Annotated in this window: 1 protein-coding gene; it reads right to left on the bottom strand. The window is 38.8% G+C overall.

Features of this window, described 5'->3' with window-relative positions; all coding sequences use genetic code 11:
- Positions 1-141 precede the first annotated feature (141 nt).
- Positions 142-765 (bottom strand): hypothetical protein, encoded by a 624-nt coding sequence (locus SanaruYs_RS20005; protein WP_127124392.1) that lies wholly within the window; start codon positions 763-765, stop codon positions 142-144.
- Between the last annotated feature and the right edge of the window lie 35 nt (positions 766-800).

Genomic DNA, 800 nt, shown 5'->3' with positions numbered 1-800 from the left:
AACGTTTATGTATGAAACGTGGCTGGGTTTTCGAAGTGCTATCCTGTCCCACGTGACCAAACGTAATTTGAAAACTAAACTACAAATTTACACTGAGCCCCAGCCATGTTTTATACATTTTGTTGCCAGCTGTGCCGTTTCTCAACTCTTTTCTTTGATGCTCTTTCCAACTGCGAATAAAACTTTGTCCACGTGATAAGAGTAATTGTCGCTGTCCCGAAGTTCTTTTGTCAGGTCAGTCTGCAACCATAATTTATATTGGTCGATTAGCTCTTTCTCCTTTTTTGTTATGAGTGAAAGTCGTTTTAGGCGGTCAAGTTTTTCCTTGTCCCCGTTAGCTTTATATGCGCCAAATGCTCTCAATACATGTTGGTCAATTATTGGTTCTCCAGGCTTCTTGGTCAAATACTTTCCAAATTGATAAAACACAAGTCCGTTTTCTTTTTCGTCTTGCTGTCCAGATACAATTCCCTCAATTATATGTTTTACTTTTTTCAAGTCCCCGTTTTTCCATGAAATTGAATAGAGAAGTTTTGTCAAAGGGTCTGCGTTTGAGAGGTCAGCTAGTAAGTTGTCCGCTGTGATGATTCCTTTCTCCTTTAACTCTTCAATTTCTTGTTTCGTTATTTTGAACTTAAGTCGCGGATATACTTTGTCGTCCATTCGATACTTCATATCAACTTTCAAGTCGTCAAGAATCAATTCAACCTCGTCAATCGTTTTTGAAGTCAGTAATTTCTCAAATGTCCGTGTTACTATTTCCATGGTCTAATCTGTCCAACGGCATTGCTGGCAACGTT

Source organism: Chryseotalea sanaruensis (genome assembly GCF_003990915.1).
Taxonomy (GTDB): domain Bacteria; phylum Bacteroidota; class Bacteroidia; order Cytophagales; family Cyclobacteriaceae; genus Chryseotalea; species Chryseotalea sanaruensis.
The sequence above is the reverse complement of the archived record's forward strand: the minus strand, read 5'-3'. Positions and strand labels throughout refer to the sequence as shown.

What these genes read in the sequence shown, in the direction of transcription:
- SanaruYs_RS20005 (WP_127124392.1), bottom strand. Translation starts at nt 765, where the DNA reads ATGGAAATAGTAACACGGACATTTGAGAAATTACTGACTTCAAAAACG.